Genomic DNA, 18,075 nt, shown 5'->3' on the forward strand with positions numbered 1-18,075 from the left:
GGAGACGGACCATGGATTTCTCGAAGTTCTTCATCGACCGGCCGATCTTCGCCATTGTCTTGTCGATCATCATTTTCGCCCTGGGACTGATCTCGATCCCGCTGCTGCCCTCCGGGGAATACCCCGAGGTGGTGCCGCCCAGCGTCATGGTCCGCGCCACCTATCCCGGCGCCAACCCCAAGGAGATCGCCGAGTCGGTGGCGGTGCCCCTGGAGGAGGCGATCAACGGTGTCGAAGGCATCATGTACATGAAGTCGGTGGCCGGCTCCAACGGCACCCTGGCCCTGACCGTGACCTTCAGCCCCGGCATCGATCCGGACGCCGCGGCAGTGCGGGTGCAGAACCGCGTCAGCCAGGCGTTGTCACGCTTGCCGGAGGAGGTGCGGCAATACGGCGTCACCACCCAGAAGCAGTCGCCGACCCCGCTGATGTACGTCAGCCTGTATTCCAAGGAAGGCCACTACGACTCGCTGTACCTGCGCAACTACCTGACCCTGCACGTCAAGGATGCCCTGTCGCGCCTGCCCGGCATCGGTGATGTCGGGGTCTATGGCTCCGGCGACTACGCCATGCGCCTGTGGCTGGACCCCGATGCCCTGGCGTCCCGCGGGTTGACGGCGGCCGACGTGCTGGGCGCCGTGCGCGAGCAGAACGTGCAGGTCTCGGCGGGCCAGTTGGGGGCCGAGCCATCGCCGCAGAAAGCCGATTTCCTGTTGTCGATCAACGTTCGCGGGCGCCTGCGCAGCGAGCAGGAGTTCGGCGATATCGTGCTCAAGTCCGGCAGGGACGGCCAGGTGGTGCGCCTGGCCGACGTGGCGCGCATCGAGCTGGGGGCCGGCGACTACACCCTGCGCGCCTCCCTGGACGGCAAGGAGCAGGCCACCGTGGGCATCTTCCTGCTGCCGGGGGCCAACGCCCTGCAGGTGGCCGATGCGGTCTATGCCAAGTTCGACGAGCTGGCGCAGAACTTCCCCGAGGACGTGGCCTACAAGGCGATCTGGGACCCGACGGTGTTCGTCCGCGAGTCCATCGCCGCGGTGCAGCACACCCTGATCGAAGCGGTGATCCTGGTGGTGCTGGTGGTGATCGTGTTCCTGCAGACCTGGCGGGCTTCGATCATCCCGCTGCTGGCGGTGCCGGTGTCGATCATCGGCACCTTCGCCTGGCTCTACCTGCTGGGGTACTCGATCAACACCCTGACCTTGTTCGGCATGGTGCTGGCCATTGGCATCGTGGTGGACGACGCCATCGTCGTGGTGGAGAACGTCGAGCGCTTCATCGCCCAGGGCCTGCGTCCGCGGGAAGCCGCGCACCGGGCGATGAAGGAGGTCTCCGGGCCGATCGTCGCCATCGCCCTGGTGCTGTGCGCGGTATTCGTGCCCATGGCCTTCCTCTCGGGCGTCACCGGGCAGTTCTACAAGCAGTTCGCGGTGACCATCGCCATCTCCACGGTGATCTCGGCGATCAACTCGCTGACCTTGTCGCCGGCGCTGGCGGCCAAGTTGCTCAAGCCCCACGATGCCGCCAAGGACCCCCTGGAACGCCTGATCCAGCGCCTGCTGGGCGGCTTCTTCAAGGTCTTCAACCGCTTCTTCAATCGCAGCTCCGAGCGCTACCAGGGTTCGGTCACCGGGATCTTGCGTCATCGCGGCAGTGTCTTCGCGATCTACGGCCTGTTGCTGGTGGCCACGGTGTGGCTGTTCCAGATCGTGCCCGGCGGTTTCATCCCGACCCAGGACAAGCTCTACCTGTTCGCCGGCACCAAGCTGCCCGAGGGCTCCTCCCTGGCGCGCACCGACGAGCTGACGCGCAAGGTCATCGACACGGCCCTGAGCGTGGAGGGCGTGGACATGGCGCCAGCCTTCAGTGGCCTCAACGCCTTGCAGGGAACGAACACCCCCAACGTCATGGCGGCGTACATCATCCTCAAGCCGTTCGACCAGCGCACCCGCAGCGCCGCGCAGATCAACGCCGAGCTCAACGCCAAGCTGTCGCAACTGCATGAAGGCTTCGCCTATGCGCTGTTGCCGCCGCCGATCCAGGGCCTGGGCAACGGCTCGGGCTACGCCTTGTACCTGGAGGATCGCGAGGGCCTGGGCTACGGCGCCCTGCAAGGGGCCATGAGCGCCTTCCAGGCGGCCGTGGCCCGGACTCCGGGCATGAGCTTCCCGGTGAGCTCCTACCAGGCCAACATTCCCCAGCTGGAAGTGCAGGTCGACCGGGTCAAGGCCAAGGCCCAGGGCGTGGCCCTGAGCGATGTGTTCAACACCTTGCAGGTCTACCTGGGCTCGGCCTACGTCAACGACTTCAACCTGTTCGGGCGGGTGTACCGGGTGATGGCCCAGGCCGACGCCCGCTATCGCCAGAGCGCCGAGGACATCGGCGCGCTGCGGGTGCGCAACGACCGGGGCGAGATGGTGCCGCTGGCGGCGATGATCACCGTCACCCACACCTTCGGCCCGGACCCGGTGGTGCGCTACAACGGCTATCCGGCGGCGGGGATGATCGGCGATGCCAACCCCAAGCAGCTGTCCTCGGCCCAGGCCCTGGTCAAGTTGCAGGAGATCGCCGACCAGGTGCTGCCCAAGGGCATCGTCCTGGAGTGGACCGACCTGAGTTATCAACAGGTGACCCAGAGCCATGCGGCGCTGGTGGTCTTCCCCCTGGCGGTGATGCTGGTGTTCCTGGTGCTGGCGGCGCTCTATGAAAGCTGGACCCTGCCCCTGGCGGTGATCCTGATCGTGCCGGTGTGCATGCTGGCGGCCTTGAGCGGGGTGTGGCTCAGCGGCGGCGACAACAACGTGTTCGTCCAGGTCGGGCTGGTGGTGTTGATGGGCCTGGCCTGCAAGAACGCGATCCTGATCGTGGAGTTCGCCCGGGAGCTGGAGGCCCAGGGCTGGGGCATCGTCGACGCAGCGCTGGAGGCCTGTCGCTTGCGCCTGCGGCCGATCGTCATGACTTCGGTGGCCTTCATCGCCGGGGCGGTGCCGTTGCTGATCGGTACGGGCGCCGGTAGCGAAATCCGCGCCGCCACCGGGATCACGGTGTTCTTCGGCATGCTCGGGGTGACGCTCCTGGGCTTGTTCCTGACCCCGGTGTTCTACGTGACCCTGCGCAAGCTGGCCGGTGGTTCGGTGCATGCCCTGGCGCAGGCCGAGCCGGTTCAGCCGTAGGGCTGGTGCAACGAGACAGCGGGTGCCTTCGGGCACCCGCTGTCGGTTCAGGCCGGGCTTTTGTGGCTTGTACCGAGCCTATCCGAACTGGCGCCTTACGCCATGGCCAGCCGCCGTGGGCGCAGCCAGCCGATGACCACGGCGGCGATCAGCAGGAAGCCCAGGTAGCCGAAGAACGGGTAGACCTGGCCCACCAGGCTGATGAAGCCCACCAGGCTGCCGGCGAAGGCCAGGGCCCCGGCGGCGATGGAACCGAGGCGGAACTGCCGGGTGCCGGCGGGCAACAGGCGGGCGGAGAAGGAGTACAGGGTGCCGACGGCGGTATTGAGGATCATGCAGAAGATGATCAGCGCCATCAGCAGGCCCAGGAGCGGCGAGACCTCGTTGGCGATCGACAGCATCGGCATCGGCAGGTCCGCCACGCTGTCCAGGCGTGACAACAGGCCCAGGCTCATGACCAGCATCAAGAGGCCCAGCAGCGCGCCACCGAGGATGCCGCCCCACATGGCCTGTTTCTCGCCCTTGGCCGCGCCACCCATGATCGCCAGGATCGGCACGCCGGCGACGATGTTGTAGGAGACGTAGAGCAGGGCGCCCAGCAGCCAGTGGCTGGCCCCGGCCTGCTGCCGGCCGGCCAGCTGGTCGAGTTGCTGGAAGTCCAGGTGGCGGGTCGCGGCGCCATACAGGGCGATGCCCACGGCAGTGACGATCAGGAACGGGGTCACCGCGCCGATCATGCCGATCACCTTGTGCACGTCCAGGCAAACGATGGCCACTACCACCAGGGTGACCAGCACGCTGCCGGTGATCGCCGGGATGCCGAACTGCTGCTCCAGCAAGGCCCCGCCGCCGGCGAGCATGACCACGGTCACGGCGAACATGAAGAAGGTGATCATCAAGTCCACCAGGGCGCCCAGGTGCCGGCCGCACAGGGCATGCACCACGTCCTTGTGCGAGGCAGCCCGCAAGCGACTGCCGAGGCTGGCCAGGGCCATGCCGAGGAAGGTGAACAGCGCGGCGCTGACCACGGCCCCGAGCAGGCCCCAGACGCCGAAGTCGACGAACATCAGCAGCAGTTCCCGGCCGGAGGCGAACCCCGCCCCGACAATCACACCGACGAAGGCGCCGGCGATCTTCAGACTTTCTTTCATGACGATTGGCCTCGGATTGTTCTTGTTATGTAAGGAGGACGCCACGGCGCTGGAGGGTCGTGGTCATCCTGGGCATCGCACTTGAAGGTTGGGCGGGTGGCTCAGTTGTCCCCGACCCAGACCTGGACTTCGATCTCTACGTCCACACCCAGCGCCAGTTGCGCAGCGACCGTGGAGCGCACCGGGAAACCGTTCTTGAAGTAGCCCTGGTACACCTCGTTGAAGCCGGCGAAGTGCTGCATGTCGGTGATCCAGACGGTGCTTTTCACCACCTGGTCGAAGCTGGCGCCGCACTCGGCCAGGGTGTCGCCGATACGCTGCATGGCCGCGTCGGTCTGGATGCGAATATCGCCCCGTACCACTTCGCCTTCGGCGCTCATGGGGATCTGCCCGGAGAGAAACAGGAAGCCGCCGACCCGGATCGCCCTGGAAAAGGGCAAGGGCAGGGAGCTGGGGTAACGCTGGATTTCGTTGGACATGGAATATTCCTCGTGGACGGGGTTTTTGGATTAACGCAAGCGTTCAGGGGCCAGGCGCTGCGGATCGACGCCTTGGCTCAACAGCTCTTCGGGGATCGGTTGCCCCAGCAGCAGGGCACTGGCCAGTTGCGAGACGCCGGCGGCCGACTGGATACCGTAGCCGCCCTGTGCGGCGAGCCAGAAGAATCCTTCGCATTCGTCGTCCCAGCCCACCACCAGGTCGCCGTCGGCGACGAAGGAGCGCAGGCCGGCCCAGCTGTGGCGCGGACGGCGGATGTTCAGCGAGGTGGCGTTCTCGATGTGGTAGATGCCGGTGGCGATGTCCAGCTCCTCGGGCATCACGTCCTGGGGCGGCACCGGGTCGGCATTGGCCGGAGAGCCAAGCAACTGGCCGGCATCGGGCTTGAAGTAGAAGCTTTCATCGATGCCGATCACCGCCGGCCAGCGACTGAAGTCGGTGTCTTGCGGGCCCTCGAAAGTGAAGGCGCTGCGCCGGCAGGGTTGCAGGCCAATGGGCGCCACGCCGCACAACCTGGCCACTTCGTCGGCCCAGGCACCGGCGGCGTTCACCAGGCTGCGGGCTTGCAGCCGCTGGCCATCTTTGAGCGTGAGGTTCCAATGGCGGTCTGCGCGCAAGGCTTCGACGATCTCGGCGTCGCACTGCAAGGTTCCGCCGGAGCGGCGCATGGCCCGCAGGAAGCCCTGGTGCAGGGCGTGCACGTCCAGGTCCTGGGCGGCGGTTTCCAGCATGGCGCCGGCGGTGGTTTCGGGACGCAGGCAGGGCACCAGCGCCCTGGCCTGGTCGGTGTCGATCAGGCTCACGTTGGCGGAACGGGCGCGGGTTTCGTCGTAGGTCTGCTGCAGTTGCTCCAGCTGTTCGTGATTGGCGACATACAGGCAGCCCCGGGGTTCGAGCAGCGGGTGCTCGCTGAAGCCTTCCGGCGGTTGCTGGTAGAAGGCCCGGCTGGCGCGAGTCAGGGCCTGGATCTGCGGGGTACCGTAGGCCTCCATGAACATCGCCGCCGAGCGCCCCGTGGCGTGGTAGCCCGGCTGCGATTCGCGTTCCAGCACCAGCACGCTGGCCTGGCCGGCCAGGCGGTAGGCCAGGGAGGCGCCGGCAATACCGCCGCCGATGATGACGAAGTCGAAGCATGGGGTGTCGTGCATGGCGAACTACCTTCATTGTCCGAAAAAAGGTCGCGAGAAAAATTCTCGCATAAGAGAAATCTAAGATATGAGAATTTTCCAGTCAACCGGAGATCATGGGGTAATATTTCGCCATTGCCCCGGCTCCTGTCGTGGCAGTCCTTATCCGCCTGACAGAGAGCCTCCATGAGTGCCGACCGAGCCCAGCCCGCCTCGTGCTCCCCCGCCCATCCACTGACCGACCGGACCCAGGTCGGCGCGCGCCTGCGTAGCATCCGCAAGGCGCAGAAACTGACCCTCAAGCAGCTCTCGGAGCGTTCCGGCGTGGCGCTGTCGACCTTGTCGAAAATGGAGCTGGCCCAGGTCTCGGTAAGTTATGAAAAGCTCGCGGCGGCGGCCCGGGCCCTGGGTGTCGATATCGCCCAGTTGTTCGCCCCGTCGGCCATGGCCAGCCGGGCGGTGCAGCCCACGGTGGTCAGCACCACCATCGCCGACGCGCCGGGCTACAGCACCGGCAACTATGACTACCACCCCATGGCCGGTGATTTCCCCGGGCGCAACATGACGCCCATGTATGCGCGGATCTTCGCCCGTGAGTTGCAGCAGTTCGAGGACTACATCCGCCATCCCGGCCAGGAGTTCGCCCTGGTGCTGTCCGGGCGGGTGTGCATCCAGTTCGAGACGGGGGAGCAGGTGAGCATCGGGCCGCAGGAAACCGCCTACTTCAACAGCAGCATCGGCCATATCTACCTGGCCGAGGGAAACGAGGATGCGGAAGTGATGGTGGTGATGTCGGAGCGCTGAGCCCCGACTCACAAGCTACCGCGTGACAGATCGTGCTGTGGCGAGCACCGTCTAGACACCTGCGTAGTGATACACCGACGCACTCCAATAGCGGCTGCCACTACGCTGTTGGCGAGTCCATCCGCTTGCCAGCAGTTGCTTGGCAATCATCCGATTCATGACGCCATGACCGAGCAGCAGCACCGGTTCATCGCCGGCAAGAGCCTGTAGCCGTTGAGCGGCGGCGCTGGCACGCTGCTTTGCAGCACCGAAGGATTCGACGTTGCTCGAATAGCCGCACAGCCACAGGACGCGAAAGATGAAGGCCCAGGTAAACGGCGATAACCGGGGAAATCGCCAGCCACCATGGGGCAGTTGTGCTTCGCAGAACAGCGCGTCGACCACGGCAGGTTGCAGTCCGAGTACCTCGACGGAAGACAGGGCACGAGGCGCGCTGCTTGAAACAACGGTGCCGGCGGTGGCGGCGAGTTGCAGGCTGGCTTCCGGCGCAGGGGCGCGGATGACTTCGGATCGGTTGTATTGTGCGATCCAGTCCTTCATCTCGAGCATTGAGATCTTTTCGGCTGCGGCGATCCTTGGCTGGCCGTGACGCATCAGGATGATTGTCTTGCTCACTGCTGGCCTTCGTCCTTGGTCTTCGTGAACCCGCCATGTTGCCGATACCAGGCCACGGTGTCAGAAACAGTTCGCTCCAGCGCGCGAAAACTCACGCCAAGCTCTTGTTCACTCTTGCGGTGGTTAAAGCTGGTCCGGTTCTCCTCGCGTACCAACAGGCGCACCGTGGCCATGCTCAGCAAGACGGGCTTGCCGGTCAGGCGCGCGTAGACCTCCTGCACCGCCGCCAACAGGTACAACGCGGGCAGTGGCAGTTGCCGGGTAGGGGTCTTGACGCCCGCAATACGCCCCAGGAGCGGCACCAACTGACGCATGCTCAGGTTTCGACCCGCCGCGAGATAGCGCTCTCCTCGCCGGCCATTCTTGGCCGCGGAAATCTGGGCCCAGGCCACGTCACGGGCATCGACCACAGAGAAGGTGCCCGGGATCAGCCCGGGCAGCTTGCCGTCGACCACATCCTTGACCAACTGTCCCGAGGACGTCGGGCCCCTGTCGCCCGGGCCCCACATCCAGCCGGGCAGGACCATGCAGGCATGCATCTGCGGATGGGTGTCGAGGAAGCTCAAGACCTCGCGGTCGGCGAGGATCTTGCTGCGGTAGTAGTCATCCGCATCGGCTTCGGCGCGCAGGCAGGTCTCATCGATAAAGGTGTCGGGGGCGCCGTCGAGCACGGCGATCGAAGAGGTGTGGACAAACCGGCGTATGCCCGCGCGGTAGACGTGGTGCAGCAGGTCTCGTGTACCTGTGACATTGATCTTTTCCAGGGTTGCCCAGTGGCTGCCACCCTTGTAGTTATCGCGAAAGAACGCCGCCGTGTGGAACACCGTATCGCAGCCTCGCAGCGAAGGTGCGAAGGCCTCGATGTCGGCCATGTCGCCCACGATCAGTCTCACCCCCGGCAGATCGCTGAACTGCTGCTCACCTTTGGCTCTTGAGCGCACCAGGGCCTTGACGGTGTAGCCACGGGCGACCAGTTCCCGCACCAGGTTGTAGCCCAGCAAGCCGGTGGCACCTGTCACGAATACAGTACCCATGGCTCAACCCTCCTGCTGGTCGGCAGGGGGCATCAACGCTGCGCTGTCGAAGAACACTTCTTCGCGGCGGGCCAACCCGTCTGTGAAGGTGAAGTGTGCGCTGTAGCGCACGGCCACCGGTTGCCCATGAGGCGGGATGACCCGGCCCGGCAGTACCAGAGGGGCGGTGAAGGTGCCGGTCAACAGGGCGCTCAGGGCCAGCCGGTCGTCAGCGACGATAAAGGGCGTGAGGGTCACGTGGGCATCAGGGAACGCCTCGAACAGGGCGGTCTCCCGTTTGCGCATGGATTCACGACCGCTTTGCATGCCCATGCCATCGAGGTAGATGAAGTCTTCGCATACCAGCGCGAGCATCGAGTCCAGGTCACGGTGATTGAAGGCGCGAGCGGCGCGTTCTGCGTAGTCGTGGGGGCCTGTCGTCATAGATTGCATTCCAGTGGTTTCGAAGGCCGGTAGATATACCGGCGAGACCGTGCTTGAAAAACAGCGACTACTGCATAATGGCTTTGCATTTATGCAAACCAAGGGGCATGGAAGGTATGTCGTTGCAGGCAAATTGGGACGATCTCCGGCTGCTGCTGGCCGTCTCGCGGCGTGGCAGTTTTCTGCAGGCGGGCCAGCTGTTGGGTATCGCGGCGTCGACGGTGTCCCGTCGCCTGACCCAACTGGAAGTGGCCCTGGGTGAGCCGCTCGTCGAGCGAGGCGTTGAAGGCTGTTGGCTGACCGCGCGTGGCCAGTCCCTGGTGGAAGTGGCTCTGGCGGCGGAAGCCGGCTTGAGGCGTCAAACGGCGACGGATCTGTCCAGGGGGCAGGCGCAGCTGTGTGGCACTGTCCTGGTCAGTGCCGGAGAGGGGTTTTCTTCTTGTGTGCTGGAGGCAGCAAGTCGCTTTACGGCCCTGCATCCGCGCTGCTCCGTGGAATTTCTGGTCAGTGGCGACTTTCACAAAATCGTTCGCGGCGTGGCCGATATTGCCGTGCGCACCGTGCACTTGGGCGAGCCCTCGTTGATCTATCGGCCCCTGGGCAAGCTCGCTTATGGCGTCTTCGCCCAGGCCAGCTACCTGAAGCGGTTCCCGCAGGTGACCTTGGCGACGGCGGCCAACATCGCCTTGCTTCCTCCGCTGGATATGCTGCCGCAAATGCGTGCTGCCAAGGCGGCGGGCCTGGACCGTGGGCAAATCAGCGTGGGCTCGTTCGCCGTGCAACTGGAGTCGGTGAGGCGCGGCCTGGGTGTGGCGGTCCTGCCGCGTCTTCTGGCGAGGGACCTGACCGAGGTGTTCCCGGATCTTGAAATTCCAGATATGGAGGTCTATCTGGTCACTCGGCCTCAGGCGCTGAAGCAGGCGCACATCAGAGGTTTCTTCGAGATCCTGGAGCAGGTCATGCTCGACGTTCTGGAGGTTGCAAGGGTTGACGATTGAGTCCTGGGTGCCGGCCCAGGCCCGGCAGAGGGCTGGTGGATCAGCGGGCCAGGGATTCGTCGAGGAATTTCACCACGGTGCCCATGCAGGCCATGCGTTCCTCGATGTGGGGCATGTGGCTGGAGGCTTCGAACAGCGCCCAGCGAATATCCGGGACGTGGTCCAGGAACGGCTTGACCACGGTGGGCGTGGCTTCGTCGTGGCGCCCGGAAATCAACAGGGTCGGCACCTTGATCCGGTGCAGGCCATCGACGATGGACAGGTCCTTGGTATTGCCGATGATGTGGAATTCGTTGGGGCCGGTCATGGCGTGGTAGACGGTCGGGTCGGCATCGACCTGGGCGAAGGTGCGCGCCACTTCGTCCGGCCAGGGGCTGATCCGGCACACATGGCGGTCGTAGAACACCCGTGATGCGGCAAGGTATTCGGCGGCCCCGTAGGTTCCGGCCCGCTCGTGCTCGAGCAGCGTCTGTTGCACATCCTCCGGCAGGAGTTGGCGCAGGCGATTGGCTTCCTCGACCCAGGTGCGCATGTCCGCCGGGGCGTTGGCGGCGATCAGCGCGCGCAGGCCGGCCGGCTGCCGGGCCGCATGGGCGCTGGCCAGCATGCCGCCCCAGGATTGCCCCAGCAGCGCGTAGTCGTTGCTGATGCGCAGGTGGTCCAGCAGGTTGTCCAGTTCTTCGAGGAACAGCTGCAGGTTCCAGAACGCAGGGTCCTTTTCCGGCAGGTGGGTCGAGTGGCCGTTGCCCAACTGGTCGTAGTGGATCACCGGGCGCCCGCTGCTGGCGATGTCGCTGAAGGCATCGAGGTAGTCGTGCGTGCAGCCGGGGCCGCCATGGATGACCACCAGCGGCGTGTAGCCGCTGTCCAGGTCGCCGGTGATGCGATACCAGGTCTGGTAGGGACCAAAAGATGCGAAGCCTTCGCGTGTTGCGAGAAATTCCATTTCATGCCGCTCTGTGAAAAACCCTGCAACACAAGATACCGGCGCCCAGCCCCTGGGATAACTAGAGAAACAGATAGGTTTTTACCGGCTCAGCTATCCAGGAGGCGGTAGTGGGTGGCCCTGACCACGGCCTGGACCCGGTTCTTGGCGCCCAGCTTGTGCATCGCCGAGGTCAGGTGCAGGGTGATGGTGGCCAGCGAGCGGCTCAGGCGGCTGGCGATTTCGCCCGCGGTCAGCCCGTCGGCCGCGAGTTTCAGGCATTCGCGCTCGCGTTTGGTCAGGTGGATCGGGCAGGCCTGGGACTCCTTGGCCAGCAGCGGGAAGGCCGCTTCCTGCAGGGCGTGGGAGAGCAGGGTGAAATCCCCCAGGGCCTGGCGGGCATCGGCGAGGGAGCCGGCGCTGGGGTCCGAGCGCAGCCCCGTCAGGGTGGCAAAGCCGCCCTTGGGCAGGTGGATCGGCACGGTGACCCCGCAGGTCATCTGCGAATCGTGCAGGTAGCTGATCACGGGCGCGTGGTTGCGGTCCATGAACCGCTGCAGCACCGTCTCGTCTTCCGGGCGATAGGACCAGGCAAAAGGGGAAACGGCATTGACCGCCACGTGCTGGACAGGGTCGATCTGGTAGAAGCCTTCCTGGCACCAGAGCGACTGCCAGTCATCGGGGGTGTTGCGCAGCCTGACCACCGAAGGGGTGAGGAGTATTCCCTCGTGGTCCAGCGGTACCGGACTGTAGTCGTAGACCAGGGCATCGAAGCCCAGCGCCCGGGCCATGCGCAATACGTTGTCCATCTGTTCGTCCAGGCTCCTGCCGGGCACGAGACGGGCATTGAAATCAGACAGCTTGGTCTGCATCCATTCAGCTCCCTTGGCAATTTCAATCCTGAAATCGGGCCGGTAGAATGCCACGCCCGGGTAAAGGACTGCCAGGCCAAACCTATAGGAAATACTAGGTTATGGACGTACGGCTTCCTCGGTAAGGTTGCGCCAAAAGGGCATTGACCAGATGGAGAACAAGGATGTGGCGTGAAGTCGAGCCAGACCAGCGATACGAAGTGCAAGTCGATGGTCACACACTGGTGGCCTATGGCTTTGGCGAAGGCGATGAGGTGCTGTTGTGCCTGAACGGCGGCCCGGGCCTGCCCTGCGATTACCTGCGCGATAGCCATGGTTGGCTCAAGGAGCACGGGTTGCGGGTGATTGCCTTCGACCAACTGGGCACCGGCGCCTCGGACCGGCCCACCGACCCGGCGCTATGGGATATCGGCCGCTACGTGGCCGAGGTGGAGACCGTGCGCCAGACCCTGGAGCTGGGCCAGGTCCACCTGCTGGGGCATTCCTGGGGGGGCTGGCTGGGGATCGAATACGCTATCCATCATCCCCAGGCCCTCAAGACCCTGATCCTGGAGAACACCGCCGGCGACCTGCCGCACCTGTCCCTGGAACTGGAGCGCCTGCGCAGCGCCCTGGGCAGCGAGACCGTGGCCATGATGCAGCGCCACGAGGCCATGGGCACCCTGGATCATCCCCAGTACCAGGCCGCGGTCACCCTGCTCAACTACCGGCACGTGTGCCGCCTGGACCAATGGCCGGCACCGGTGAACCGTTCCCTGGGCGACTGGAACATGGGGCCGTACGTCACCATGCAGGGCCCCAACGAATTCCTCTATACCGGCAATCTCAAGGACTGGAACCGCATCCAGGAGATGGCCAGCTTCGAGATGCCGGTGCTGATCACCACCGGCCAGCACGACGAGCTGACCCCGGCCTGCGCCATGCGCATGAAGATGGCGCTCAAGGATGCCCAGTTGCATGTCTTCCCCAACAGCAGCCATATGCCGTTCTACGAAGAACCCCAGGCCTACTTCCCGGTGTTGCTGGACTTTCTGCAGCGCCACCGGAGCTAGTGCATGAACCTGGCGCGTTATCGCTTCATCCTGTCGCGCCCGCTGCAGCTCTTGCCGGTGTTGTTCGGCATCAGCCTGATCACCTTCGTGCTGGTGCGCTCGATTCCTGGCGACCCGGCACGGGCGTTGCTGGGCTCGCGCAGTACCCCGGATGCGTTGATCAAGATCCGCGCCCAGTACGGCCTCGACCAGCCGCTGTGGCTGCAGTACTTCTACTTTCTGAAGAACCTGCTCAAGGGCGATCTCGGCCAGTCGCTGCTGTACAAGGTCGATGCCCTCAAGCTGATTGCCAGCCGCATCGAGCCGACGCTGTTGCTGGTGTCCGGCAGCGTGTTGCTGGCGCTGTTGATCGCCATTCCCCTGGCCACGCTGGCGGCGCGCAACAAGGGCGGCTGGAGCGACCACCTGATCCGCCTGTTCACCACCGCCGGCCTCGGCATGCCGGCGTTCTGGCTGGGGATCATGCTGATCCTGCTGTTGAGCGTGCAGTTGGGGCTGTTCCCGGTCTCGGGTTATGGCCGCACCCTGGCCGACAAGCTGCACCACCTGGTCCTGCCGTGCCTGACCATTGCCCTGGCGCTATCGGCGGTGCTGGTGCGCAACCTGCGGGCCAGCATGCTCATGGAGCTGCAGGCCGACCACGCCACTGCTGCCCGGGCCCGAGGCTTGTCCGAAGGGGCGATCTTTCGTCGGCATGTCTTGCCCAATTCGCTGGTGCCGGCGGTCAACCTGCTGGCGGTGAACATCGGCTGGCTGATCAGCGGCACGGTGGTCATCGAAAGCCTGTTCGCCATTCCCGGCATCGGCCAGTTGCTGGTGCGCGGCATCTTCACCCGTGACTATATGGTGGTGCAGGGCGTGGCCATGGTGCTGGCCTGTGCCACGGTGCTGGTCAACTTCCTCGCCGACGTGGTGACGGTGGCGATCGATCCCCGGGTGAACATGCGATGAGCGTCCAGGCCTCGATCCCTGTCGGGCGCTTGGGCCTGGGTTTGCGCAATGGTCGGTTGGCCACGGTGCTGGGCCTGGCCATCGTCGGCGGCTGGTTGCTGCTGGCGTTCTGCGCGCCGTGGGTCGCGCCTTTCGACCCGATCGTGCAGAACACCGATATCCGCCTGTTGGCGCCGAGCCTGGCCCACCCCTTTGGCACCGACAACTTCGGGCGCGACATCTTCTCCCGGGTGATCTGGGGCGCGCGCATCGACTTGCAGCTGGCGGTGATCGGCGTGTTGTTCCCGTTCCTCATCGGCACCTGCATCGGCGCCTTGGCCGGTTACATCGGCGGGCGTTTCGACACGGTGTGCATGCGCTTGATCGATGTGATCCTGGCCTTCCCGTTCCTGGTGCTGATGCTGGCGATCATGGCCATCCTCGGGCCGGGCCTGAGCAACTTCTACATCGCCATGGCCCTGGTGGGCTGGGTGTCCTACGCGCGGCTGATCCGCTCGCAGATCCTGGTGCTCAAGCACAGCGATTTCGTCCTGGCGGCCAAGAGCCTGGGGTTCGGCCATGGGCGCATCCTGTTCCGCCATTTGCTGCCCAATGCGCTGTTCGGCTCGATCGTGTTCTCCATGTCCGACGCGGTGCTGGTGCTGCTCAATGGCGCAGCGGTCAGCTACCTGGGCCTTGGCGTGCAGCCGCCCACCGCGGAGTGGGGCACCATGGTCGCCGAGGGCCAGAGCTTCATCACCTCGGCCTGGTGGCTCTGCACTTTCCCGGGATTGGCCATCGTCACCCTGGCCATGGGCTTCAGCCTGTTGGCCGACGGCATCGCCGAGCACGTCGGGGGGCATTCATGAGCTCGCCGGTATTGCGTGTCGAGGAACTCAGCGTGATCGCCCAAAACGATGGCCGTGAGGTCACCCTGGTGGATCGTTTGTCATTCGACCTGGCCGAGGGCGAGATCCTTGGCCTGGTGGGCGAGAGCGGCTCGGGCAAGACCATGGCCTGTCGGGCTCTGATGCGCTTGTTGCCTTCGACGAACCTGCGGGCCCAGGGCAAGGCCGTGCAACTGGCCGGCCAGGACTTGCTGCAACTGGATGAGGCCGGTATGCGCAGTGTGCGCGGTCGGCGCCTGGGGATGATCTTCCAGAACCCCAGCAGTCATCTCGACCCGCTGATGCGCATCGGCGAGCAGATAGCCGAGGGTATCCGCCTGCACCAGGGTGCCTCCAGGCGCGAAGCGCGGGCCAAGGCCATCGATGTGCTGCGCCAGGTAGGCATTCCCGACCCGCAGCGGCGGATCGACAGCTACCCCCACGAGTTTTCCGGCGGCATGCGCCAGCGGGCGATGATCGCCGTGGCCCTGGGCTGCAATCCCCAGGTGCTGATCGCCGACGAGCCGACCACGGCCCTGGACGTCACCGTGCAGGCGCAGATCCTGCGCCTGCTGCTGGACCTGCGCGACCGGCATGGGCTGTCGATCATCATGATCACCCACGACCTGGGCGTGGTCGCCCAGACCTGCGATGCCATCGCGGTGATGTACGCCGGCCGGCTCTGCGAACACGGCGACAAGCAGGCGCTGCTGGCCCATCCACGACATCCCTATACCGCGGCGCTGATCGGTTGCCAGCCGACCCATGGCGCCGGTGAAGCCCGGCTGCGCACCATCGCCGGCCAGCCGCCGTTGCTCGATGCCCTGCCGGTGGGTTGCCGTTTCAATCCCCGCTGCCTCCAGCCGGGCAGCCGTTGCGCGCAGGCGCTGCCGGACATGCAAGCCCTGGGGCAGGGTACGCGGGTGGCCTGTCATTACCCCTTGCTGGCTGGAAGCCCGTCATGAGCCTGCTGCAAGTGAAGGACCTGGAGGTGCGCTTCGCCGCGCCCGGCACGGGCTTGTTCGGTTTCAAGCCGCAGTGGCTGCAAGCGGTCAACGGGGTGTCGCTGCATCTTGCCCCGGGGGAAATCCTGGGGCTGGTGGGCGAGTCGGGCAGCGGCAAGAGCACCTTGGGCCGCGCCATCCTGCGCCTGAATGAGATCCACGCAGGCCAGGTGCTGTTCGATGGCGTGGACGTGACGCGCGGCCGCAAGCTGGATATCCAGCACCTGCGCCGGCAGACCGCGATGATCTTCCAGGACCCCTATGCCGCGCTCAATCCGCGCCTGAGCATCGGCCAGGCCATCGCCGAAGTGCTGCGGGTACAGGGCGTGATCGCGGCGCCGTTGATTGCGCGCCGGGTCGACGAGTTGCTGACCCTGGTCGGGCTGCGCCCGGAACTGGCCGGGCGCAAGCCGGGCGAGCTCAGTGGCGGCCAATGCCAGCGGGTGGGGATCGCCCGGGCGCTGGCGGTGGAGCCGCGCTTGATCGTCGCCGATGAATGCGTGGCGGCGCTGGACGTGTCCATCCAGGGGCAGATCATCAACCTGCTGCTGGAGCTGCGCGAGCGCATGAACCTGGCGATCCTGTTCATCGCCCACGACCTGGCGATCGTCCAGCGCCTGTGCAGCCGGGTGGCGGTGATGTATCTGGGGCAGATCGTCGAGCAGGGGCCTACCGATGCCGTGTTCGGTGCCCCGCGCCATCCCTATACCGCTGCGTTGATGCAGTCGATCCCGCATATCGACCCCCATCGGCCCTTGGCGAGCGAACCCTTGCCGGGCGAGCCGCCCAGTCCCCTGGAACTGCCAGGCGGTTGTGCCTTCCACCCGCGCTGCCGGCAGGCCCGACCCGCCTGCGCCGCAACACCGCCACCCCATCGAGACCTGGGTGGGCACAGCTACCGATGTGTGCTCGCCGACCCCGTGCTTTGAAATACGTTCATCAAAAAGGAGTTTGACCATGCGTTCGAAACACCTGCGGTTGCTGACCGCCGCCACCTTGACCCTCTGTTCGTTGGCCGCCGGTATCGCCCAGGCAGCCGGGGTGCTGACCATCGGTTGCCGTGAGGAAAGCACCACCTTCGACCCGATCAAGAGCGCACAGAACCGCGACAGCTGGGTCTTCGCCAACGTCTACGACGTGCTGGTGCGGGTCGACAACACCGGCACCAAGCTGCTGCCGGGCCTGGCACAAAGCTGGCAGGTTTCCGCCGACGGCCTGACCTACACCTTCAAGCTGCGTCCGGCCAAGTTCTCCGACGGCTCGCCGATCACTGCCGGCGATGCCGCGTTCAGCCTGCTGCGGATTCGCGACAACAAGGGCTCGCTGTGGAGCGATTCCTACAAGATCATCGACAAGGCCCAAGCCACCGACCCGCAGACCCTGGTGGTGACCCTCAAGGCGCCGTCCGTGCCTTTCCTTGCGCAACTGGCCACGCCCAACGTCTCGATCCTGTCGCAGAAGGCCATGGAGAAACTCGGCGAGGACGCCTATGCCCAGGAACCCGTGGCCTCGGGTGCCTTCATCGTCAAGGAATGGCTGCGCGGCGAGCGCGTGGTGCTGGAGAAGAACCCGCACTTCTGGCAGGCCGACAAGGTGAGCCTGGATGGCGTGGAGTGGATCTCCATCCCGGACGACAACACTCGCATGCTGAAGGTCCAGGCCGGCGAGCTGGACTCGGCGATCTTCGTGCCGTTCTCCCGGGTCGAGACCCTGAAGAAAGACCCGAACCTGGTGATCCACATGGACCCGTCCACCCGTGAAGATCACTTGTTGATCAACCACGATCACGGCCTGTTGGGCAAACCCGAAGTGCGCCAGGCCCTGGACATGGCGATCGACAAGAAATCCCTGGTCGACACCGTGACCTTCGGCCTGGGCCAGGTGGCCTATTCCTACATCCCCAAGGGCGCGCTGTATCACAACGCCAACAACCCGCAGCGCCCCTATGACCCGGTCAAGGCCAAGCAACTGTTGAAGGATGCCGGGGCCTCGGGCCTGAAACTCAACTACGTGGTCAATGCCGGCAACGAGGCCGACGAGCAGGTCGCCGTCCTGGTCCAGCAGCAACTGGCTGCCGTGGGCGTGACCGCCAACCTGCAGAAAGTCGACCCGACCCAGAGCTGGCAGATGCTGGTGGACGGCGACTACGACCTGTCGGTGATGTACTGGACCAACGACATCCTCGACCCCGACCAGAAGAGCACCTTCGTCCTCGGGCACGACACCAACATGAACTACATGACCCGCTACAAGAACGACAAGGTCAAGGCCCTGGTAGCCGATGCCCGGGTCGAGGCCGACCCGGCCAAGCGCCAGCAGATGTACACCGAGCTGCAAGCCATCGCCAAGCAGGACGTCAACTGGATCGACCTCTACTACAGTCCGTACATCAACATCTCGCGTAAGAACATCGAGCACTTCCAGCAGAGCCCGTTGGGCCGCCTGTCGCTGGAAGAGACGGTGAAGAACTGAGGGTGATGGACGATGCAGGGAGAGCGTTCAGCGTTGTCCCTGCATGATCGCCTGGAGGGGGCGATGCTGTTGGGGGCGCCCTTGACTTGGCGGATTCCGGGCACAAAAAA

17 protein-coding genes are annotated in these 18,075 nt (G+C 65.1%); 9 read left to right on the plus strand and 8 right to left on the minus strand.

The features are described 5' to 3' along the window. The first annotated feature begins 11 nt into the window (after window positions 1–11). Window positions 12–3,173, plus strand: a complete 3,162-nt coding sequence (locus H7A76_RS06265; RefSeq protein WP_185697699.1) for an efflux RND transporter permease subunit — start codon at window positions 12–14, stop codon at window positions 3,171–3,173. Window positions 3,174–3,268: 95 nt separating this feature from the next. Here H7A76_RS06265 and H7A76_RS06270 read toward each other — a convergent pair whose 3' ends face one another. The 3 genes from H7A76_RS06270 to H7A76_RS06280 form a co-directional block, all read right to left on the minus strand. After that, on the minus strand, window positions 3,269–4,324 hold the full coding sequence (locus tag H7A76_RS06270; protein WP_185697700.1) for a hypothetical protein: 1,056 nt from the start codon (window positions 4,322–4,324) through the stop codon (window positions 3,269–3,271). A 101-nt stretch (window positions 4,325–4,425) separates the two neighbouring features. Continuing rightward, window positions 4,426–4,803 carry a RidA family protein gene (locus tag H7A76_RS06275; RefSeq protein WP_185697701.1) on the minus strand — a complete coding sequence of 126 codons (378 nt, stop codon included), beginning with the start codon at window positions 4,801–4,803 and terminating at the stop codon, window positions 4,426–4,428. A 30-nt stretch (window positions 4,804–4,833) separates the two neighbouring features. Beyond that, window positions 4,834–5,970 (minus strand): NAD(P)/FAD-dependent oxidoreductase, encoded by a 1,137-nt coding sequence (locus H7A76_RS06280; protein WP_185697702.1) that lies wholly within the window; start codon window positions 5,968–5,970, stop codon window positions 4,834–4,836. Window positions 5,971–6,135: 165 nt separating this feature from the next. On the opposite strand from H7A76_RS06280, the gene H7A76_RS06285 reads away from it, so the two are divergent. Beyond that, entirely contained in the window at window positions 6,136–6,753 is a 618-nt protein-coding gene (locus tag H7A76_RS06285) for a helix-turn-helix domain-containing protein (protein ID WP_260497912.1), read from the plus strand. A 51-nt stretch (window positions 6,754–6,804) separates the two neighbouring features. Here the strand turns inward: H7A76_RS06285 and H7A76_RS06290 are convergent, their stop codons facing one another. Genes H7A76_RS06290 through H7A76_RS06300 form a run of 3 tightly spaced genes read right to left on the minus strand, consistent with a single transcriptional unit; the run spans window position 6,805 to window position 8,825 of the window. After that, on the minus strand, window positions 6,805–7,347 hold the full coding sequence (locus tag H7A76_RS06290; RefSeq protein WP_185697802.1) for a histidine phosphatase family protein: 543 nt from the start codon (window positions 7,345–7,347) through the stop codon (window positions 6,805–6,807). A gap of 17 nt (window positions 7,348–7,364) precedes the next feature. Then, complete coding sequence (locus H7A76_RS06295; RefSeq protein ID WP_185697703.1) at window positions 7,365–8,402, minus strand: SDR family oxidoreductase; 1,038 nt, start codon at window positions 8,400–8,402, stop codon at window positions 7,365–7,367. Window positions 8,403–8,405: 3 nt separating this feature from the next. After that, complete coding sequence (locus tag H7A76_RS06300; RefSeq protein ID WP_185697704.1) at window positions 8,406–8,825, minus strand: ester cyclase; 420 nt, start codon at window positions 8,823–8,825, stop codon at window positions 8,406–8,408. A 116-nt stretch (window positions 8,826–8,941) separates the two neighbouring features. Here H7A76_RS06300 and H7A76_RS06305 point away from each other — a divergent pair, with 116 nt between their 5' ends. Then, the gene (locus H7A76_RS06305; protein ID WP_185697705.1) at window positions 8,942–9,823 is read left to right on the plus strand and encodes a LysR family transcriptional regulator; all 882 of its coding nucleotides are present in this window, start codon (window positions 8,942–8,944) and stop codon (window positions 9,821–9,823) included. A 40-nt stretch (window positions 9,824–9,863) separates the two neighbouring features. Here H7A76_RS06305 and H7A76_RS06310 read toward each other — a convergent pair whose 3' ends face one another. Next, window positions 9,864–10,769 carry a proline iminopeptidase-family hydrolase gene (locus H7A76_RS06310; protein ID WP_185697706.1) on the minus strand — a complete coding sequence of 302 codons (906 nt, stop codon included), beginning with the start codon at window positions 10,767–10,769 and terminating at the stop codon, window positions 9,864–9,866. 89 nt (window positions 10,770–10,858) lie between these two features. Then, window positions 10,859–11,620 carry a LuxR family transcriptional regulator gene (locus H7A76_RS06315; RefSeq protein ID WP_185697707.1) on the minus strand — a complete coding sequence of 254 codons (762 nt, stop codon included), beginning with the start codon at window positions 11,618–11,620 and terminating at the stop codon, window positions 10,859–10,861. A 164-nt stretch (window positions 11,621–11,784) separates the two neighbouring features. Between H7A76_RS06315 and H7A76_RS06320 the strand changes: the two genes are divergently transcribed. Genes H7A76_RS06320 through H7A76_RS06345 form a run of 6 tightly spaced genes read left to right on the plus strand, consistent with a single transcriptional unit; the run spans window position 11,785 to window position 17,965 of the window. Beyond that, window positions 11,785–12,672, plus strand: a complete 888-nt coding sequence (locus H7A76_RS06320; RefSeq protein WP_185697708.1) for a proline iminopeptidase-family hydrolase — start codon at window positions 11,785–11,787, stop codon at window positions 12,670–12,672. 3 nt (window positions 12,673–12,675) lie between these two features. Further along, on the plus strand, window positions 12,676–13,623 hold the full coding sequence (locus H7A76_RS06325; RefSeq protein WP_185697709.1) for an ABC transporter permease: 948 nt from the start codon (window positions 12,676–12,678) through the stop codon (window positions 13,621–13,623). Further along, a complete protein-coding gene (locus H7A76_RS06330; RefSeq protein ID WP_185697710.1) occupies window positions 13,620–14,471 on the plus strand; it encodes an ABC transporter permease in 852 nt (283 codons plus the stop codon). Before H7A76_RS06325 ends, H7A76_RS06330 begins: the two co-directional genes overlap by 4 nt. Then, complete coding sequence (locus H7A76_RS06335; RefSeq protein WP_185697711.1) at window positions 14,468–15,454, plus strand: ABC transporter ATP-binding protein; 987 nt, start codon at window positions 14,468–14,470, stop codon at window positions 15,452–15,454. The genes H7A76_RS06330 and H7A76_RS06335 overlap by 4 nt, the downstream gene beginning before the upstream one ends. Next, window positions 15,451–16,422, plus strand: coding sequence for an ABC transporter ATP-binding protein (locus H7A76_RS06340; RefSeq protein ID WP_185697712.1), 972 nt, complete (start codon window positions 15,451–15,453; stop codon window positions 16,420–16,422). The genes H7A76_RS06335 and H7A76_RS06340 overlap by 4 nt, the downstream gene beginning before the upstream one ends. 28 nt (window positions 16,423–16,450) lie before the next feature. Next, window positions 16,451–17,965, plus strand: coding sequence for an ABC transporter substrate-binding protein (locus H7A76_RS06345; protein WP_185697713.1), 1,515 nt, complete (start codon window positions 16,451–16,453; stop codon window positions 17,963–17,965). Window positions 17,966–18,075: the final 110 nt, after the last annotated feature.

This window comes from Pseudomonas sp. MSSRFD41, assembly GCF_014230245.1.
In the GTDB taxonomy this organism is placed as follows: Bacteria; Pseudomonadota; Gammaproteobacteria; order Pseudomonadales; family Pseudomonadaceae; genus Aquipseudomonas; species Aquipseudomonas piscis.